At 41.5% G+C, this 17,439-nt stretch carries 16 protein-coding genes; 11 read left to right on the top strand and 5 right to left on the bottom strand.

What is annotated here, in order from left to right; translation table 11 throughout:
• Positions 1 to 803, bottom strand: an 803-nt coding sequence (locus tag L2730_RS19180; protein WP_248976064.1) for a hypothetical protein, incomplete at its 3' end; no start/stop codon positions are given.
• Positions 804 to 1,103: 300 nt separating this feature from the next.
• Between L2730_RS19180 and L2730_RS19175 the strand changes: the two genes are divergently transcribed.
• From L2730_RS19175 to L2730_RS19145, 7 genes are all read left to right on the top strand, one after another.
• On the top strand, positions 1,104 to 1,715 hold the full coding sequence (locus L2730_RS19175; RefSeq protein WP_248976063.1) for a hypothetical protein: 612 nt from the start codon (positions 1,104 to 1,106) through the stop codon (positions 1,713 to 1,715).
• A gap of 441 nt (positions 1,716 to 2,156) precedes the next feature.
• Entirely contained in the window at positions 2,157 to 2,537 is a 381-nt protein-coding gene (locus L2730_RS19170; protein ID WP_248976062.1) for a GIY-YIG nuclease family protein, read from the top strand.
• Positions 2,538 to 2,683: 146 nt separating this feature from the next.
• Positions 2,684 to 2,998, top strand: coding sequence for a hypothetical protein (locus L2730_RS19165; RefSeq protein WP_248976061.1), 315 nt, complete (start codon positions 2,684 to 2,686; stop codon positions 2,996 to 2,998).
• A 173-nt stretch (positions 2,999 to 3,171) separates the two neighbouring features.
• Positions 3,172 to 3,531, top strand: a complete 360-nt coding sequence (locus tag L2730_RS19160) for a hypothetical protein (protein ID WP_248976060.1) — start codon at positions 3,172 to 3,174, stop codon at positions 3,529 to 3,531.
• 189 nt (positions 3,532 to 3,720) lie between these two features.
• Positions 3,721 to 4,167, top strand: coding sequence for a hypothetical protein (locus L2730_RS19155; protein ID WP_248976059.1), 447 nt, complete (start codon positions 3,721 to 3,723; stop codon positions 4,165 to 4,167).
• Positions 4,168 to 5,032: 865 nt separating this feature from the next.
• The gene (locus L2730_RS19150; protein WP_248976058.1) at positions 5,033 to 5,878 is read left to right on the top strand and encodes a hypothetical protein; all 846 of its coding nucleotides are present in this window, start codon (positions 5,033 to 5,035) and stop codon (positions 5,876 to 5,878) included.
• A 327-nt stretch (positions 5,879 to 6,205) separates the two neighbouring features.
• Positions 6,206 to 7,222: a hypothetical protein gene (locus L2730_RS19145; protein ID WP_248976057.1), complete on the top strand. Its 1,017-nt coding sequence runs from the start codon at positions 6,206 to 6,208 to the stop codon at positions 7,220 to 7,222.
• Between the two features lie 731 nt (positions 7,223 to 7,953).
• Here the strand turns inward: L2730_RS19145 and L2730_RS19140 are convergent.
• From L2730_RS19140 to L2730_RS19130, 3 genes are all read right to left on the bottom strand, one after another.
• Entirely contained in the window at positions 7,954 to 8,949 is a 996-nt protein-coding gene (locus L2730_RS19140; RefSeq protein WP_248976056.1) for an HlyD family secretion protein, read from the bottom strand.
• Positions 8,949 to 9,287, bottom strand: coding sequence for a DUF3302 domain-containing protein (locus tag L2730_RS19135; RefSeq protein ID WP_248976055.1), 339 nt, complete (start codon positions 9,285 to 9,287; stop codon positions 8,949 to 8,951). Before L2730_RS19135 ends, L2730_RS19140 begins: the two co-directional genes overlap by 1 nt.
• A 479-nt stretch (positions 9,288 to 9,766) precedes the next feature.
• Complete coding sequence (locus L2730_RS19130; protein ID WP_248976067.1) at positions 9,767 to 11,035, bottom strand: OprO/OprP family phosphate-selective porin; 1,269 nt, start codon at positions 11,033 to 11,035, stop codon at positions 9,767 to 9,769.
• A 307-nt stretch (positions 11,036 to 11,342) separates the two neighbouring features.
• Here L2730_RS19130 and L2730_RS19125 point away from each other — a divergent pair, with 307 nt between their 5' ends.
• Positions 11,343 to 13,634 carry a patatin-like phospholipase family protein gene (locus L2730_RS19125; protein ID WP_248976054.1) on the top strand — a complete coding sequence of 764 codons (2,292 nt, stop codon included), beginning with the start codon at positions 11,343 to 11,345 and terminating at the stop codon, positions 13,632 to 13,634.
• Positions 13,635 to 13,749: 115 nt separating this feature from the next.
• Here the strand turns inward: L2730_RS19125 and L2730_RS19120 are convergent, their stop codons facing one another.
• A complete protein-coding gene (locus tag L2730_RS19120; RefSeq protein ID WP_248976053.1) occupies positions 13,750 to 14,619 on the bottom strand; it encodes a LysR family transcriptional regulator in 870 nt (289 codons plus the stop codon).
• 271 nt (positions 14,620 to 14,890) lie between these two features.
• On the opposite strand from L2730_RS19120, the gene L2730_RS19115 reads away from it, so the two are divergent.
• The 3 genes from L2730_RS19115 (at position 14,891) to fghA (ending at position 17,426) form a co-directional block, all read left to right on the top strand.
• Positions 14,891 to 15,157 carry a DksA/TraR family C4-type zinc finger protein gene (locus L2730_RS19115; protein WP_220739349.1) on the top strand — a complete coding sequence of 89 codons (267 nt, stop codon included), beginning with the start codon at positions 14,891 to 14,893 and terminating at the stop codon, positions 15,155 to 15,157.
• A 216-nt stretch (positions 15,158 to 15,373) separates the two neighbouring features.
• A complete protein-coding gene (locus tag L2730_RS19110; protein WP_248976052.1) occupies positions 15,374 to 16,504 on the top strand; it encodes an S-(hydroxymethyl)glutathione dehydrogenase/class III alcohol dehydrogenase in 1,131 nt (376 codons plus the stop codon).
• Positions 16,505 to 16,586: 82 nt separating this feature from the next.
• Positions 16,587 to 17,426, top strand: coding sequence for an S-formylglutathione hydrolase (fghA, locus tag L2730_RS19105; protein ID WP_248976066.1), 840 nt, complete (start codon positions 16,587 to 16,589; stop codon positions 17,424 to 17,426).
• Positions 17,427 to 17,439: the final 13 nt, after the last annotated feature.

Genomic DNA, 17,439 nt, shown 5'->3' with positions numbered 1-17,439 from the left:
TGCTTTTCTTGATTGGGGCAAGAGGTTGTTTCAGGCTGGCTTGATTCGGGTTGGCCTTGCTTTTCTTGATTGGGGCAAGAGGTTGTTTCAGGCTGGCTTGATTCGGGTTGGCCTTGCTTTTCTTGATTGGGGCAAGAGGTTGTTTCAGGCTGGCTTGATTCGGGTTGGTCTTGCTTTTCTTGATTGGAGCAAGAGGTTGTTTCAGGCTGGCTTGATTCTGCTGTTGAGGTCTCTGATGGAACTGAATTTTGATGGTCTTTGCTTGAGGTTAAAGTTGATAGCTTAAGAGCAGTTTGAAGTACTGTTTGAATTAATTTTTTAGTTAAACGTAGATCATTTTCATTTGAAATGCGTAAGCAGCACTTCTCATAGATTTCACACATCAAATTTTTATCGAACTTTTTGTAGATCTTGCCTAATTCGTCCAAACAGGAATCATTGAGAGCAGTATCGTTTAGTTGTGAAGAAAGTTCCGACTGTATTTTTGCTCGAGCTATTTCCTTTGTCGTTTGGTAAGGTTCTAGACCGAAATACTTTAAGAAGTAATCTCCTTGAGTTAAGCCCAATTTTTTAGGCTGTTTAGTGCTGTATGCAGCCCATATGGCGTTACGTTTTACTTCTCCAGCTTCTATAGCCAGTTTACCAGCATGAATTAGATCTTCGTGACTAATATCGTCACGACTAAAAGATTCGATGACTAATGTGTTCGTTTCTGATAATGTCAATTTCTCTGCTTTATGAAATATTGATTTACCAATGTAGCTTTGTGTTCCTTGCTCGTTGATATTGATTTGATGTGACATTAGTACCTACCCTTTTTTTCAAATGAAACCCATGTTGCTCTCCTTTTTTATCGATCGCTTCCGCCCATTTTTCATGTATATGTTTTTTCAAGTTTTATACTAGAAACCCTTTATACATAGGGGCTACAGAGTATTTTAGAATCAACTTTTTTCGTGTTTAGCGTAAGTTTTTTGTCGGCAATACATATTTTTTGTAGCATTGTTTGCTTAACAAATTAAAAGTGTGATGACTACTGGGCTGCGGGGGATTATTCTTGGTTAAGAAGGGAACTAAATTGTGAACAAAAGGGCGGTATCTAAATGGCTAAGGAAAAAGTAGGTGCAGAGAGCAACCCAATAAGGTTTGTACAGGAGAATGTCAAAAGGCCAAAGCTAGAACTTAATTCAACGTTAACTCCAAATGGTTCTGGGGTATTTGACTTTGGCAAATATAAGGAAATTGTGGATGAATATAACGTATTTTTCAGCAACTTAATTTTTAACCCTAATTTTTCGTTGGAAGAAATAAGCTTTGCCGCTTTACTCTTTAATAGTTTGGCTCTATCTAATGACGAGCTTTTCTGGATTAGTGATAATGAACAAATTAAGCTTCGTGAATTTGGTCAGTCTGGTTTGCTGTATTTTACACCGGATGAAGCCAAAGTTATCGAGCCGATAAACTTACCTGTCATCATTAATAAACATAAGTTGAGCTTTACTCAGCAAGAAGTTATAGCAATGTTGAACACCCTGCATGATTACTACTATATTACCTGTACTGAGGTTTTTGAGGGTAACCTTGCTAAGAACACTAAAGGCTTTGATTACATAAATAACGCTGTATCCCTTAGTGATAAAGCAAAGTTAATTCATATCAGAATCAACTGTGGTATGGATGAAAAGCACATTGTTGATAAGTGGATCAAGCAATAAACTAATCCTGTGTGCCGAGGCTATATCAGTGAACGCTTTTGACTAGAGAGTTAAGACTTAGTGGTAATCGTTATTAACGTGGCTTTGGATGATTTTTTCAGCAGGCTCAGCCATTTGATATAGTAAGTGGCAAACTATTGTGTATTAACTTCAGGCGGTGTAATGACTGAAACTGGCAGGATACTCAGTGATTTAAAAAAATCACGGAAAGAGCATGATAGATTGCTCAGCTATGTTCACAGGTATGCTAGTACGAAAGGTGTTAACCCGAAAAATGTAGGGCTTTATGTCTTTCCTAATGGACACATAATTCAAGATAGATACCCAACTAAGGCGGCAAGTTACGAGTTTGAGTGTATCGCCGAGATGTATAAAAAGGGCGCACTATTCTGAGTTGGAATGAGAAGTTCAAATATTCGAATTAACTGATTGGAAGGTAAAATGACAACATATAGCCAAGTAAAAAAGCTAGTTAGTGAGTTTGAAGTAAATTATCCACGCTCTTGCCGAGTTGATTTAGATATCCTAAGCCCAATAGATACTGAGGAAATGTGGCAAAATGCCGACCGTGCTGGTGTGTACTTCCTTTTTGATAAAGATGAACATCTGCAGTACGTTGGTAAGGCTTCAATGAGCTCCTCGATAGGAGCACGAATTGGAACTAGGTTTTCAGGTGATAATTCATGTACAGACCTAAAGTTTTCAGAAGTTACTCAACTAGCTACTATCCCAATGGTTGATGGTTATGAGTTTGAGGCACCTGCTATAGAAGAGTACTTTATCAAACTGTTGACCCCTCCATTGAATGTTACTGGAAAATAGTCATTATCTATGAGTTGAGCTTGTCGCTGATAGCCTGAATTCGTCAACTTCATTGTAACGACAATTACCAAGGTAATGTCGCAACGCGTTTATGCTCACAAAGAGAGTTATCCACTAAATTCCTAATACATCAAGGGCTAGCCTAAATGAATCGTCAGATACAACAAAGTGAATTAAAGAAAGGTTGTTATTACTTGGGAAGAGGCCGGAACGGAAATATTGGGCTATGGGACGGTGAGGTATTTGCGGTTCTTCATTTAGAAACGATTAGAAAGACAAACTCTTCTGGCCAGGTTATAGGTAGTTATACTCAACCTCATATAAAAAAGGAGCCTTATTACACGGATGAAAGTGGATGCTTCCAACCCTTTAGTGAGATATTTGAAGGTCGATTAATTCCATTCACTGATAAAGGTGCTGGGAGTTTTTATGGTCAGTATCTTGATTTGGTTAAACCTTGATATGTCTGTTACAAAGTATTAGTTAATGATCGATGCAACTTGTAATCACCTACGACAGATATAAATATCTAGTAACCACACTTATAGGTAAGGTTTCTTTGTGGCGTGGGTTGTAATCGAGGTGAAAGTAACCTATCATATTTGAGACGTTACTTTTTAAGGTGAGAATCAAAATGAATAAGCTAGACATCAACTATCTGCCTTCACCAGCTCTAACTCAATTAGCAAAGACACCTGAAGCTGAGGAGCTTTGGAAATTTTTATGTTCTCCTGAGAATCAAATTAGAATGGAAACGGCAACTTTTTTGCGAAAACCTGCACTTGAGCCTTTATCACCTCATTTGCGAGAATCGTTCGATTTTTTCCGTGTTGAATCTGCTGATAAAGCGACTTTTGATCGATACAAGCAGTTGGCAGGCAGCATGACGAAACAGGTGATGGCGGCGTTAGGCTATGAACATGAAAAAGGCAGTGTTACAGTGCAGCGAGGCGACGTTTTTAAAACTGCATCACGATACAAGTTAGCAGATTAATTAAAGGCTGACTCTACGAGCTGTGGTGCATGTCATAGTCCAGCAATAATGATGCGTCTAGGGCATATCGGAATACATTAAAGATCTCATATTATCACCACAACATCGACTTAACTCTATTCGGTAGCTGATCTATATCAGTAATTAGAACAATAGACTGCTTTATTTACGACCTCAAAGGATAAGATTATGAGCGATATGATTTGGACGTTGGAGACACTAAAATCAATTGAACAATTAGATTACCTTTGGAAGGTGATGGATAATCTAGATGTCCACGCAGTAGTGCATTTCGGAACAAAGGGTGGAGGATATTCACCAAATTATCTCATTGCTCGTATTGATGGCGAGAAAACTGCCTATAGAGGGCTTAGCCATGAAGTCGATGATAGTCATGATGATTACAATCCCAGTAACCTTTCTGAGCATGGGTTTTCCCTGGCAGAATTGATGTGGGTGTATGACCAACAAAGTAAGTCAGCCAAACCTGCTATTAAATTGATGAGTGAATACTGGAAAGAAAATAAAAGTTTATTTTCACCTTCGAAACCTATCGCTGAATATAGAGAAAAAATCATTGCCCTATCAACAGCTGGAACCCCAATTGATAAAGCCTTTAAGCTTACTGTTGTTTAATAAGATTAAAGTTTCAATAAATTGGATATCTCGTGCAAATTCTCCATGCCATTACTAGCTGTGGGCAATTAATTGTAATGTATACAGTTTTTAGACCTTTAACCTCCGCTATTTTCTCTAAAATATGTTGTGACTATTGAGACCTAAGCTGTGACAACATGTTTTAAAGCCAACTTAACGATAACAGTAATTATCATGGTGTTGGCGTACCATACATTATGCCCCAAAATGATTAGCTTAGAATGAAGCTTGATGACATTTCTTTATTGGTTCATTTGGTTGAAGGTGGTCTCCATTGTCAATACGGTAGCACTTTTTATCCGGAGTGCAGCTTTTTTGTGTTGGTTTGTGAGTTTGAAGGTTGTACCTTCATAGTTACCTAAGCATGGCCGGCGAGGCATGCGCAGACGCCTCTTCGGGACGTTCTGTGCTATCCATGGCCGTTTAACGAAAACCTCCTGTTCGATACACTCAGCGGCATCTACATAAGTAATTTTAGTCTCTTCGATTAAACCTTACCATTGGCGGCAAGTGACAGGTTTTGCAAATCTTTTTTGCCCAATTATTAAACAGTGGCCGACATGTGTTGTCTACAACATATAAAGCAGGTTAAGCTTAAATCACAAAAAATTAGTCAAGATAACTATCTATTTAAAAGGATTTTTATGTTTAATGTAGGGTCTATCATGTCTGAATTCGGATCATTCATTGCTGGTGTTGTTGCGACACTAATAATTACGAATTTCTACAATAGATTTGTTACGGACAAGTTAAGGCAACGAGCCCTTATTAAAGCAGATAATAAAAGCATTGATGAGTTGGTTAAATACGATCCTTTAACTGACGGTATGATTGAAATTCAAACATGGAAATTCATGTACCCTCTAAAAAGAGATACCATCAAGTTGTGGTCAGTGAGTCCCCAAAGCCACAGCCTTATATCTGTAATGAACAGTTAATTCAAGAAACTGAAGTACAAAAAAATAATGGAAAATCAGGTGATATATGCTATCTAACTGGATATCAACTAGATCACGGTGAAAGTGAAATTGGAAAAAGCTTCCGGTTGAATATTACACCGTGTGATTACGCTGAGCATATGGCTGCCAATAGGCTAGCTAGTATGTGCAATGAAACTAGAATTAATATTTTAAATCAAATGCGGTTAGATCCAAAATTATACTTAGAGGCAGCGGTTCCAGCTAACATAACCGTCAATGTGGTCGTTTTGAGTCGTAACAATTTTCTAGCTGTCAAACGATCTAGGACAGTTGATACAGCTAAAAGGCAGTGGGTACCAGGTCCTACAGAAACGATGACTTTAAAAGATTACTCTCCTGGTAATGAAGAAAATTTGTTTAAACTAGCTGCTAGATGCTTAAAAGAAGAGTTGAATTTAGAGGATGATCATTACGGAGACATTCACTTTACTTGGTTCGGGTTAAGTGAAGTGACTCTTGGTGCTTTAGCGATAGCTGTTGTTGAGATTACATCTGAACTGACTGAGGGACAGGTTATTGAGCTTGCCCAAAATGCACATAGTAGCTTTGAATTTGAGCAACTAGAGTGGATTCCATTTAATAAGAAAGATGTTGAAAGCCACATACAGAGTGAAGGTAATTTATATATGGGAAAAAACTGGATTAATTTTTCCAAGCTAAGCCTACTACATGCTCTGAGATATCAATCTTTATTAAGGTTGCCCAGGTAGTCTTCTAAAAACTCGGGGCTAACCACATCTGGTAGTTTTGTTTGAAGTTGTTACGGCTTTAGGGGCAAGTCTTGTATTTTGCAGAATAAAAAATACGCAGTAGGTTAGGACTATCAAATAAGCTAAGATACTTTGTCTAATCAAAATAGGTTAACTAGGCTCAACACTCTAAATGATTTTTTGTCCTGAAACGTGTTGTGACTTTTGAAACCTAACTTATGAAATCTAAGTTCGACTTTTTTGGCTGTGTGCTAATTAAAGCCAACTTAACGTTAACAGCAATCAAGTCTAATTTGCTTCCTGTTATTATCATATAAAGGAGTCATCATGTTAGAGGTAGGGTTGATAATTATTGCTGTTGTTGGTTTTGTTGGCAGCTTAATTACTATTTATGATAAGAAAAAAACAATGCGATTTCGTTTTAAGCGTGGTCGGAAGAGTTACGAAAAAGATTTTCTTAGGGTAAAGAATAAGTTAAATTCTTTTGATTTTATTAATGCTCAAGTGTTGATTTGCCAAGGCCCACATATACAGCCTCCTGTTTTAATAAATGAAGGCGCGTTCGTACTACCAAAAAACTCTTTAAAAAAGCTCTCAAACTTAAAGGGTAGAGAGCTGAAAAATGCCAAAAGACCTAATGACCCTTGTGCCGTTCTTCCTGAAAAACTTAATTGGGAAGATAATCCGTTAACCTTAAGGTTTAAGTCAATTTGGTATTCTGAATTATGTGCTCTTAGAGAAGATAAAAACACCCCTACACCGACTCTTATTACAGCCAATGCTGTTTTGTATTCTGAGGATGAACAGTGTTTGCTCGTACATAGAAGAAGTGGGCTTTCAGATTTATTTCCCAATACATTGAGTTCTTTTGGTGGGGCCTTTATGCCCAATGGTTTAGGAGATAGATTTGATAGCGACTTGCTAGCAACAGTTCAAAGGGAAGTTTCTGAAGAATCAAGTTTGTGGACTCAAATATCACAAGACAATACTCCTTCAGTGGTTATTAATGAGCACTCTATGAACTCACTAGAGGTTACATATCTAGGGGTGAATATTTCTAAAGAGCAGTTAGCAAAAATGGATCCCAATTGGGAAGGCTCTCTGGTAAAACTTCGATTTGATGAACTAGGTGATGAATTAGCTGATGTTTCTGCATGGGTAATAACTGGGTGGGTTAGTATCTTACTGTGGCTTTCTACTGGCATCCCGAATTCACAGAGTCAGATCAAATTTTCAGGTAAAGCACCTATTGAGTTATGCGATGAGATTATAAACAATTTGCGGTGTGACTCTATGCTTAGTGATACGAGTAATAAACGCGAAGAGAGTAAAGCTGCAAGCTAGAAGCTTTCATCGTGAGACTTCATGATAATCATTATAGTCACACTTGACCGCTACAGAGTGGCAATAGCCTAAAGTATCTTGGTTCATCCGATTGAACCTATTTAGTGCCTATCATGAAGTGACTGTAACTTTCGGTTATTGTGAAATTGAGCCAGTTTAAGCCGTATAACAGACGGTTTACCAATGGCTTGCCAACTTAACGATAATAACTATTATCGTTAAGTTGGTTGCAGAAAAGAACTAGCAGTGTGGAGATTATCAATTTCATCTCTCCCAGAACCGGACAAGCCCCCTCCAGACGAATCTGAAGGAGGCTTGGCGGAGAGTACGGGATTCGAACCCGTGGAGGGTTGCCCCTCACTGGACTTTCAAACCAGCGCTATAAGCCGCTCTGCCAACTCTGTAAAAGGATTACCTTTTGCACAATTGACGAAGAGGATCTTATCTCTTAAGCGCATGATACCAAATGCTTTATCTAATTGCTAGAGTGATATATTTGTTGGCCGTACAGTTCTGTTATGTGAGCTGTTACACTATGTGTTACACACTCTGTCACACACGTTAGTGGTTACTTACTATGAAGCTCAATCAAATCGAATGTCATGAGTTGGCTAAGTTGTCTTATCGGCCAACTCAACCTATTAAGAAAGCCCGCTTATCGAAAGATAAGCGGGCTTTCTACTATTCAGTGCTTAAAGGTCGGCGCTGACTATATGGTATTGCCTGAACGATTAGCCTTCAAATACCCAGTTCTGCCAGCTTTGCATACGAAGTATCACTTTTCGAATGATTGAAAACGCTTGCCACTTAGGTGAGTACACGGCGACATGTGCGTCGGTGCCAGCAGGTAAGGGCATATCGTTTATTAACTCAGGTTGATCTAGTTCAACCTTAACCAATATACGCCCAGGCTGATGGTTGTTTTCTGGCTGAATCAATTTACCAGAGGGGCCAATAGCGCCTTGTGCAAACACGTCATTAATTTGCACCACTTTTGCTTTATAGGCGTGCCCAGGAATTGTGCTAAAAGTCACCTCTGCTGGGTAGCCATCTTTAATATATCTGGCTGGCATTTGTTTAAAGGCGGCAAATATCTGTTTATCTTCTGCATTTACGAATGCAAGGTTGCCTTGAAATGGAACTGTTCGGCTTTTCATTCCAGGCCTGAGTGCTACTTGGGTTACATAGCCATCTGTTGGTGCTCGGACTGTAGTACTACTTAAGTCAAATTGCGCAGTCTCTAAGTTTGCTGCCAATGCGATTTTTTTCTGTTTTGCTTCAATAAGTCGAGTTTTCAAGCTATCGATTTTTTCCTCTGATGCATATTGAGATAGCTCGAGGTCTTGGTATCGCTGTAATTCAGTATTAAGGAAACTAATCATGACATCAGACTGTTTCTCTTGTGCTTTTAGCTGCTCTACTTTTGCGGCAAAAGGAGTTTTATCAATTTGGTACAGTGGTTGCCCTTTCTTGAGCGGCTGATTACCTTTAACGTAAACTTCGGTAACTAATCCGCTAACCTGTGATGTGATAGGTGTGGTTACACTATAAACTCGTGCCATACGAGATACAGGCTGGTACATCGCCATATAGAGAAATATCCAGCTCATAAGAAACAGACCAATGACACCCGCTGTGGTAATCGTCCACTTATTTTGCGGGAGTTTAAATACTCGAAAAGCGAGCACACATAAACTGATATAGCTAAGAAGGATAAGTGTTTCCATTAGAGTGCTCCTTCTCTACTTTGTAATGCGGTAACGCTTGCCTTGAGTGTGTTTAGCTGCTGTTGTAGGTTTTGCTGCTCAGCTAAAGTTAAACCTCTAACGGCTTCTCCTTGGGTTTTAGGGTCATAGTACATAGCCCAAACCCATAATAAAGGCCAAAGTGCATGCATGAAGAACAAGCTGATCCAGCCGGTGACATGTATGGCTTCTTGTTGTGGGTGATTGCGCTTTTTGGCTATTTCATAGGGAATGTCGTGAATAGCAATTAGGCCATATATCAAAATCAATATGACCAGTACTAAGATCCCTAAGGATGCATAATCTAAAATTAGGTTCATGGTTACTCTCTCAAAGTAAGGTTAAGGGGGAAATCCTTTTCCAGTTCTTTGAGAGAGTCTTCCGTAATCTAAAACTGCTTCTAGTAAATAGGAACTCAATGCTAGCTAGATTAATGACCTAGTTCAGCTATAGAGTGCAGACTCTCTCGTCCATTCGAAAAGCAGTTTGCTTTGCGTTGAAAGAATATTAGCAATCGGCAGGATAAGGGATCGATAGTGGCAAGCTTAATAGTCAATTAAGTATGGCTAAATACACATTGCAACCGTTTGGTATAGGTATCTAAAGCAGAGCCTTAGCTCGTCGCTCGACTCCTATTTTTTTACGATATTGGATGGGCGGTTTGAATTAACTTAGTGTTCGCGAGCGCTTTGGGGAACGACATATCTAATTATTAAAAAAGCCCACCTATCAAATGATAACTGGGCTTTTGGTTATATCGGTGCAGTGAGTTGTGACTTCTTAGGCATCGATAACTGCGTTAGAAATAGTAACCAAAGTTAATATTGAAACGTTTATTAGTATCGCCGTCGCCAACCATAGTACCGCCAATAAACGGCTGGTTCTCGGCAACCACAAAGTCAAAATAGGTGTAGAGCCCGCCAGCTGTCACCGCCATGCCAGTAACGTTCATAAAGGTATCTTCCATAGCTGCAGGCTTGTCGGTAACCAATGAATAATCATTATAGAAAGTTAGGTTTGAGATTGGACCGATATTAACTGGCAGGCTATACGCTAAGTTAGCGATATAAGTCGTGGCTTCAGCTGGGATCGAATCATAGAAATGGTAAGCCGCTACCACAATACGGTCTACATCCATGCCGTCGACGTCATACTTATAGTCCGTCATCTGCAACTTAACATTCCAACGGTCGTAGTTAACAACGCCGTGAATAGCAGCTGCAACGTTATCACCATCGGTGCCGTTTTCAATTTCTAATTGGCCAGCTTGCAAAGATGCACCTAGCTCTAAATCAACGTTATTAAAAGTAAAGTTATGGGTATAACGTGCGTTAAAGGTATTTAGCTCAGCAGCAGCATAACCATCACTTGGTGCATCGTAGGCATCTTCACCATCCAGACGAATACCGACGACATCATAGGCGTAACGGTCGGTGCGGTCTGACACGTAACCGTCCAGTCCACCTTGCTCATCATTTTTATAAAAGGCTAAATCGAAACGGTTTTTATTGCCCTTGTAGGTGTAGTTAAGGCCCATGTCGTAGTCATCTTCTAGACCAAGATAAAAGTTTGAGCTAAAAAAGTAGTTGTTTGATGCATAGGTTAAAATACCAAACGGTACTTGGGTGACACCAATTTTACCTTGCTGTTCTTCAGTAAAATTATAACCGATCCACGCGTGCTGAATTACGTTCATGTATTCGAACCAGCGATACTGAGCAGAGTAAATTAGATCTTCATAATTACCAGAAACGTCGATGCGGAATAGATCGAAATCAAAATCACCGCCTCGGTCAGCATTGTCATCATCAAAGTCTTCATAGGAGTAGTTGACGCGAACTGCGCCGCCAAACTTAACGGCATTGTCTTTCTTCTCCACCACCTCTTCGATGACTTCCACTTCTACTTGCTCGATTTGTTGAGGCTTTTCGGCAGCCTTTTGTTGTTGAGCTTCTAGTTGCTCAATACGTGCTTTGAGGGCTTTTAGCTCCTCTTCAACAGGGCTAGCGTTAGCATTAGCTGCTAATGCTAGGGCGATACAAGAAGCTGCAAGTGTGTAACGAGTCATCATTTATCCTATAGGAGGGAGGTAATGGAAGTGTAGTGCATGTTAACAGAAGCGGCTTCTTGCTGGCGCTTTGTTCTAATTGTTAGTTGGTTGGTGGTTGCATACTGTGATCTATGTCGTCTTTTCATTGCCGGATAAGATACGAGTAAATTCGATGAGGTATGCATCTGCATAAAGTAAAGCTATTTGCTTCGCTGTTTACTGAATATTGTCTGCTCATTTGAGACAATAAAACTCACGTTGGGCACTTAATGAGCCAATCATTTCCCCCTTAAAATAGCCACATCAAAATTAACAGGGTGTGGTTGTGAGTAATTTCCTAATAAGAGTAACCGCTTTACTGGTCGCTGCGACTCTTGTAAGCCCTACTGTATCTGCTAATGATATTGAGCAAGGTATTAAGGTTGATGCTCTTGAACCAACAGCTAAACGAAAAAAAATTGGTTTGGCTCTCAGTGGTGGCGGTGCCAAAGGGGCTGCTCATGTTGGAGTTTTGCGCTATTTAGAAGCTAATAATATTGCCATTGATTACATTGCGGGTACCAGTATTGGTGCCTATGTAGGTGGTTTGTATGCGCTTGGCTACAGCGCCGATGAAATTGAAGCGATTATGCTAGAGCTTGATTGGAGCAGTGGTTTTGATGACAGTGTTCCGAGAGTGGCACTGGATTTTCATGACAAACAAGATTTCGACCGTTTTAATCTCCCCTTTGACTTTGGCTCACTCGATGGTGAATTGCTAATGCCGAAAGGTGTTTTACGTGGCCAAACGATGGCTAACCTCTATATCCGTTCTGCAGGTATGGTGCCGAGACTAGCTTCATTTGACGATTTGGCGATTCCCTTTAAAGCGATTAGTACCGATATTGCCACTGGCCAAGCCGTTGTGCTCGAATCTGGTAACCTATTGGCGGCAATGCAAGCTTCTGCATCGGTGCCTGGTATTTTACAGCCGCTTGATATCAATGGCAGGTATCTTGTTGATGGTGGAATGGTGAGTAATATGCCCGCCGATACAGTGCGGGCTATGGGAGCCGATATTGTCATTGCTGTCGATATTGGCGCTGAGCTTGCGCCTAAAGAAGATCTACAAGATAGCTTTGCTATTTTATCTCAACTTTCAACGATGATGACTAGGGCTAATGCCGTTGAACAGATTGAAAACCTGAAGCCGCAAGATATCCTTATACGTCCAGATATAAGTCAGCTAGACACAACTGACTTTGGCAGTATGCCGCTAGGGTTTGAAAAGGGAGAGCTAGCAGCGTCTCATAATGCCGAGCAACTAACAGCGCTGGCGGCTTCAACGGATGATTTTGCTCACTATCAAGCGCGGCGACAGCAATACAAGCAATCGCTGCAGGCTTTTCAGCAGCGCCCTGTTGATAAGGTTGTGGTGGTCAGTGATAGCTATGAACCTATTGAGAAAATTTCAGCAGCTCTGGGCGTCAGTCAAGGTGATACCGTTGACCGCGAAGAGATAGTCGATGCGATTGACCGTGTGTATGCTCTGAATAGTTTTGAACGGGTGGAGGCTGAAGTCACTGAAGATGAAGCACAACAAAAAATACTAACAGTTAACGCCAAAGAAAAGAGTTGGGGACCGAACTTTTTTGATATTGGCTTTTCGTTAGAAGAAGACTTCAGTGAGATCTCTGATATTAAACTGGATCTTGCTTATACCCTCAATAATGTAGCCGATACTCAGGGGCGACTTAGGTTTGAGCTATCTTCTGGCCTTGAGAAGGTGCTCGGCGCAGAGTTTCTATTGCCGTTGGACTCATTAGATAAATATTACTGGAAGAGTCGCTATCGTTTTAAGCAAGAGCAACAGCTTTACTTTTGGGATAACGAACGCAGTTTAAAGACCCTGACTAAGTCTCATAAGATCAGTTCATCCATCGGTGTAAACCTCAGTAATGACATGATTGTAGAGCTAGGGTTTGCTGCTGAGACCGGCAACATTGAAGGGCCAACCATCATAGATCTAGATATCGATTATCAGAGTTATTCGAGCTTTATCATTGCCAGCTACGACAGCCTAGACAGCTATAGTTTCCCAAGTAAAGGCACCCAAATCTATTTTAAAGGAGCTTATAACGACGATAATCTCGACCAACTGACTTTGCCAATAGTGGGTGATGTCTTTGGTGACACTGGACAATTTAACTATGAGTTTTCCTTTAAGCATGCTCGCAGTATTGCACGCCATACATTGATCAATAAAGTTAAGGTGAGTGGCACTAACAGTGATGAAGTGAGCTTAATCCATACCCATAAATTGGGCGGTTTCTTAAACTTATCGGGATTACATAAAGATGCGCTGGTGGGATCTCAACTAAGTTATGGTTCTTTGGTTTATCAATATCGCGTTAATTGGCAGGGCTTTGGTGGAATAAGCATACCGCTTTACATAGGTGCTTCTGCTGAGGCGGGCAATGTTTGGCAATATAAAGATCAGCGCGGGCTGGATGATTTGATCTATGCCGCTAGCATTTTTGTGGGTACCGAGACTGATTTTGGCCCAGCGGTACTCGGTTTTGGGGTAAATGATCAGCAACATAAAACAGTATACCTGACACTAGGTAAAACCTTTTAATGGTAGCTAAGTCCGTTTATTCCCAAGATACCAAAACAGCATGTATGATAGCTCTCCAGAATGAAGGGTGAGGAAGAGCTAGCATATTCTTTGCGACATCATACAGCCAGTGAAGCTAAGCTAATTTCTCACCGAGGAAATCGAGCAGCATACGCACCTTGGGTGATAAGTGGCGATTATGCGGGTAGAGTGCCCATATACCTTCATCGGCTTGGCGATTATTTTCTAACAGTGACACTAGCTCTCCAGAGGCGATAAACGGGTTCACGTAGTAGTCAGGCAACTGAATAATCCCTAAGCCTTTGATGGCGGCATCGACCAATGCATGGCCGCTATTGCAGCTCAAGTTTCCTTTGATCCGTACATTTCTGGCTTTGCCTTTTTCTTGAAAGCGCCAATAATCCAAGGTGCCGATCAAGCAGTTGTGCTGTTCAAGCTCGGACAAGGTGTGCGGCAGACCATAAGTGGAAACGTAACTTGGGGAGGCGCAAACATATTGGGTGCGTGAGCCCAGACGCTTGGCCATCATGCTTGAATCTTCCAATTGACCTAAACGGATCGCCAGATCGTAGCCTTGGTCAACCAAGTCGACTTTAAGGTTGGTCAAATTCATTTGCACTTCTAGTTCGGGGTACTGAGTGAGGAAGTCATTGATCAGCGGTGCGATGGTGCCTTCGCCATAAGTGACAGGAGCGGTGATCTTTAGCAGTCCCCTTGGGGTGGTCTGCAAATTGGTGATAGCGCGTTCCGCTTCATCTAAGCCATCTAGCACTTGACGACAATGTTGGTAGTACACTCTGCCAACTTCGGTAACCGATACCTTACGGGTAGTGCGATGGAATAGCTTAGCGGCTAGCCGCGTTTCAAGAGCGCTCACTTGACGGCTGACCTGCGCTGTTGAGATCCCCAAGCGCGCGGCAGCTTTAGTGAAACTTTCCGTTTCGGCCACAGCAACAAACTCACTGACACCTTCCCAGTTAAACATATACGTTCTCTACTTATCCCAGCTGTCAATGGCGTCAATTATTACTAACTCTAGCCTAAATGCAATGTTATCTGGCTGTTTAAGGTCTAATTATTACCATATGGTAAAAGAAATTTTCAGTATTGTGGGATTATCAGTTTTGGTTAGCTGGGTATAATTTGCAGCATCAAAGTGGCGTGGCAATTTGCTTACGCTCTTCTAAACTTTAACTCTGTCAGCAAAACCATGTTGGGTCATAAAGGCAAGCTTGGGGCTAGATTGAGGAGTCAATATGGCTGGTGGTTGGGCCCGCGATGGAGCGGTGCAAGATCAGATTGATAATAGTGTTGCCGATGGCGTTGCGCATATCCGCAGTGAATTATCTTTGGGCACAAGTTTATTTTTCTGTGAGGAGTGCGGAGCGCCGATCCCTGAGGCACGTCGACAGGCAATTCAAGGCGTACGTTTTTGTGTGAGCTGCCAGAGTGAACTCGATGAACAACAGAAAAAAGTCAGCCTGTTTAATCGACGCGGCAGTAAAGACAGCCAGCTTCGCTAATCGGCTTTGTTTGGCCTGATGGTTTCATGGCGATGGTGAAAGTATGGGTAATAGCTGTGTGACTATCAGCGTTATTATTACCGTATGGTAAAAGTTAATTGCATAATAGTGGGATTATCAATTATTGGTTGCTCGCTATAATGTTCGCATTTTCATGACGGCACTGTTTTATTAGATAAGACCGTTTTTTAACTCTATATAAAGTAGGTATTACAGATGACTGTACAGACTATTAAATCAAAAGCCGCAGTGGCTTGGGCCGTTGGACAACCACTGACGATGGAAATCGTAGACGTGATGCCACCGCAAAAAGGTGAAGTCCGCGTCAAGATGATTGCAACAGGTGTTTGTCATACTGATGCCTTTACACTTTCAGGTGACGATCCAGAAGGGATCTTCCCCTGCATTCTAGGCCATGAAGGTGGCGGTATTGTTGAATCTATCGGTGAAGGCGTTACCAGTGTTCAAGTCGGCGATCATGTTATCCCACTTTATACGCCTGAGTGTGGTGAATGTAAGTTCTGTAAGTCTGGTAAAACTAACCTTTGTCAGAAGATCCGTGAAACTCAAGGTAAAGGTCTAATGCCTGATGGCACGACTCGTTTCTCTAAAGATGGTGTTGATATCTTCCATTACATGGGGACTTCAACCTTCTCAGAGTACACAGTATTACCTGAGATATCATTGGCTAAGGTTAACCCTGAAGCACCGCTTGAAGAAGTGTGCTTATTAGGTTGTGGTGTTACAACCGGTATGGGCGCGGTGATGAATACCGCCAAGGTTGAAGAGGGCGCGACTGTTGCCGTATTCGGTATGGGTGGCATTGGTCTTTCAGCTGTGATTGGTGCAGAGATGGCTAAAGCATCACGTATTATTGCTATCGATATTAACGAAAGTAAGTTTGAGCTTGCACGTCAACTGGGTGCAACAGATTGCATTAACCCAAAAGACTACGACAAGCCAATTCAAGATGTGATTGTAGAGCTTACTGATGGTGGCGTAGATTACTCATTCGAATGTATCGGTAACGTTAACGTTATGCGCAGTGCACTTGAGTGCTGTCACAAAGGTTGGGGCGAGTCAGTGGTTATCGGTGTTGCTGGTGCAGGGCAAGAGATCTCAACCCGTCCATTCCAGTTAGTGACTGGTCGTGTATGGAAAGGCAGTGCATTCGGTGGCGTTAAAGGTCGCTCTGAGCTACCTGAATATGTAGAGCGTTACATGGCGGGTGAGTTCAAGCTAAATGACTTTATTACTCATACCATGGGTCTTGAACAAGTGAATGAAGCCTTTGACTTAATGCATGAAGGTAAGAGTATTCGTACTGTTATCCATTTCGATAAGTAATATTTACAACCTAAACCTATTCAGTGGCTGCTTAACCCTTTTGCGATTAGCGAAAGGGTTAAGCATGACAAGAGATGCAAGCATGACAATTGAAAATATCAGCGTAAATAAGAGCTTTGGTGGTTGGCATAAGCAATATACTCACCAATCAGAGTCGTTAAACTGTGCGATGCGATTTGCTATTTATTTACCGCCTCAGGCATCAAATGCTCAAAAAGTGCCTGTGTTGTATTGGTTGTCAGGCTTAACTTGCACTGATGAAAACTTCATGCAAAAAGCAGGCGTGCAAGCGATTGCCGCTGAATTGGGAATAGCGATTGTTGCGCCTGATACCAGCCCTCGTGGCGAAGGTGTGGCTGATGATGATGGCTACGACTTAGGTCAAGGCGCAGGTTTCTACGTCAATGCCACCCAAGCACCTTGGAGCCGTCATTATCAAATGTATGATTATGTGGTTAATGAGCTGCCGACGCTGATTGAATCTATGTTCCCTGTGAGTGACAAACGATCGATTGCGGGTCACTCAATGGGTGGTCATGGTGCCTTGGTTATCGCTATGCGTAACGCTGCTGCATATCAGTCAGTGTCTGCATTTAGCCCAATCAGTAACCCTGTTAATTGTCCTTGGGGTAAAAAGGCACTTACAGCTTATCTTGGTCGTGACACTAGTACATGGGCTGAATACGATGCTAGCTTATTGATGCGCAAAGCGACTGAATTTGTACCGGCATTGGTTGACCAAGGTGAAGGCGACAACTTCTTGGTTGAGCAGCTAAAACCTGAAATGCTACAAGCAGCGGCTAAAGTCAGTGGTTATCCGTTAACGCTTAATATGCATGATGGTTATGATCACAGTTACTACTTTATCGCCAGCTTCATTGAGCAGCATATGCGTTTTCACGCATCGCATTTAAGCGACTAGTTTTGCCTTGTTA

This window comes from Shewanella kaireitica (genome assembly GCF_023284045.1).
Lineage (GTDB): Bacteria > Pseudomonadota > Gammaproteobacteria > Enterobacterales > Shewanellaceae > Shewanella > Shewanella kaireitica.
The sequence above is the reverse complement of the archived record's forward strand: the minus strand, read 5'-3'. Positions and strand labels throughout refer to the sequence as shown.

Coding starts and splice junctions, on each gene's coding strand:
- L2730_RS19175 (WP_248976063.1), top strand. CDS start 1,104: ATGGCTAAGGAAAAAGTAGGTGCAGAGAGCAACCCAATAAGGTTTGTA.
- L2730_RS19170 (WP_248976062.1), top strand. CDS start 2,157: ATGACAACATATAGCCAAGTAAAAAAGCTAGTTAGTGAGTTTGAAGTA.
- L2730_RS19165 (WP_248976061.1), top strand. CDS start 2,684: ATGAATCGTCAGATACAACAAAGTGAATTAAAGAAAGGTTGTTATTAC.
- L2730_RS19160 (WP_248976060.1), top strand. CDS start 3,172: ATGAATAAGCTAGACATCAACTATCTGCCTTCACCAGCTCTAACTCAA.
- L2730_RS19155 (WP_248976059.1), top strand. CDS start 3,721: ATGAGCGATATGATTTGGACGTTGGAGACACTAAAATCAATTGAACAA.
- L2730_RS19150 (WP_248976058.1), top strand. CDS start 5,033: ATGGAAATTCATGTACCCTCTAAAAAGAGATACCATCAAGTTGTGGTC.
- L2730_RS19145 (WP_248976057.1), top strand. CDS start 6,206: ATGTTAGAGGTAGGGTTGATAATTATTGCTGTTGTTGGTTTTGTTGGC.
- L2730_RS19140 (WP_248976056.1), bottom strand. CDS start 8,949: ATGGAAACACTTATCCTTCTTAGCTATATCAGTTTATGTGTGCTCGCT.
- L2730_RS19135 (WP_248976055.1), bottom strand. CDS start 9,287: ATGAACCTAATTTTAGATTATGCATCCTTAGGGATCTTAGTACTGGTC.
- L2730_RS19130 (WP_248976067.1), bottom strand. CDS start 11,035: ATGACTCGTTACACACTTGCAGCTTCTTGTATCGCCCTAGCATTAGCA.
- L2730_RS19120 (WP_248976053.1), bottom strand. CDS start 14,619: ATGTTTAACTGGGAAGGTGTCAGTGAGTTTGTTGCTGTGGCCGAAACG.
- L2730_RS19115 (WP_220739349.1), top strand. CDS start 14,891: ATGGCTGGTGGTTGGGCCCGCGATGGAGCGGTGCAAGATCAGATTGAT.
- L2730_RS19110 (WP_248976052.1), top strand. CDS start 15,374: ATGACTGTACAGACTATTAAATCAAAAGCCGCAGTGGCTTGGGCCGTT.
- fghA (WP_248976066.1), top strand. CDS start 16,587: ATGACAATTGAAAATATCAGCGTAAATAAGAGCTTTGGTGGTTGGCAT.